Raw genomic sequence first — 1,646 nt, 5'->3', positions numbered from 1 at the left:
GCAATTACGCCGTTTTCATCAACATCAATTTTTTCTGCGGCAGGTACTTTTGGTAACCCGGGCATTTTCATGATTTCGCCGGTCAGGGCAATAATGAATCCCGCTCCGGCGGAAATATTAACCTGTCGAACCGTTACTCTAAATCCGGTTGGACGGCCCAGTTTGGTGGCGTCATCGGTTAAGGAGTACTGGGTTTTCGCCATACAGATTGGCACCTTGTCAAAGCCGAGAGCCGTTAAGCGTTCCATTTCTTTGGTCGCGATTGGGGTAAAGTCTACACCATCGGCACCATAAATACGGGTCGCAATCGCTTCGATTTTTTCTTTGATTGGCATATCCAGTTCATAGCAGTATTCGAAGGTGCCTTCGCTTTCGTCAATGAGACGAACAACTTCCCGGGCCAGCTCTTCGCCGCCCTCGCCACCTTTTGCCCATACCTGGGAAATCGCCACGTTAACGCCAAGTTTCTGGCATTCGTCTTTTACTAAGGCTAACTCGGCTGGGGTATCCAGTGGGAATTCGTTGATCGCAACCACGGCTGGCAATTTAAAGACCTGGGTGATGTTTTCAACATGTTTTAATAAATTTGGCAGACCGGCTTTTAAAGCCTCCAGGTTTTCGTTATTTAAATCGGCTTTGGGTACTCCACCATTGTATTTAAGAGCTCGAACTGTGGCTACAATAATAACCGCATCTGGTTTTAAGTTGGCCATCCGGCATTTGATATCGAGGAATTTTTCAGCCCCAAGGTCAGCGCCGAAGCCACCTTCGGTAACCACATAATCAGCAAAATGCATCGCCATACGAGTGGCAATCACGGAGTTACAACCGTGGGCGATATTGGCAAATGGTCCCCCATGAATAAAGGCCGGTGTGCCTTCTAATGTTTGTACCAGGTTTGGTTTTAAGGCATCTTTTAACAAGGCTGCCATCGCACCATTCGCTTTTAATTGACTTGCCGTAATGGGATCTCCAGCAAAGCTGTAGCCAACAATAATGCGGCCGAGTCGTTCTTTTAAATCAGAAATATCACTTGCTAAACAAAAGGCCGCCATAACTTCAGAGGCAACGGTAATATCAAATCCATCTTCACGGACAACACCGTCTCCCGATCCACCTAAACCATCAACGATGTTTCGCAGCTGACGGTCATTCATGTCAACACAACGTCGCCAGGTAATTTTTTTAGCATCAATTTTCAGTTCATTACCTTGTTTGATGTGATTATCAAGCATTGCGGCCAATAAGTTATTCGCTGCTCCGATCGCATGGAAGTCTCCGGTAAAATGAAGGTTGATATCTTCCATCGGGACAACTTGGGCATATCCACCGCCGGCGGCTCCGCCTTTAACACCGAATACAGGTCCTAATGATGGTTCTCTTAAAGCCACCAGGGTGTTCTTGCCAATTCGTGATAAACCATCGGCAACCCCGATTGTGGTGGTCGTTTTTCCTTCACCGGCTGGTGTTGGATTAATGGCGGTAGTTAAGATCAACCGTGCTTTTTTGCCCGTTGATTTCTTTAACAGGTTATAGTCAACCTTTGCTTTATACTTACCGTATAAATCCAGATCATCTTCCGTTAAACCCAATTTCTTTGCTATCTCACGGATGTCCTGTGGGGTAGCCTCTTGTGCAATCTCAAT

1 protein-coding gene is annotated in these 1,646 nt (G+C 46.4%); it reads right to left on the bottom strand.

All coding sequences use genetic code 11. The annotated features are described in order from the left end of the window. The coding region (locus U2P91_RS17865; RefSeq protein WP_322520096.1) for a formate--tetrahydrofolate ligase at positions 1-1,646 on the bottom strand (1,646 nt) is incomplete at both ends.

Source organism: Acetobacterium sp. K1/6, assembly GCF_034438075.1.
Lineage (GTDB): Bacteria > Bacillota > Clostridia > Eubacteriales > Eubacteriaceae > Acetobacterium > Acetobacterium carbinolicum.
The sequence above is the reverse complement of the archived record's forward strand: the minus strand, read 5'-3'. Positions and strand labels throughout refer to the sequence as shown.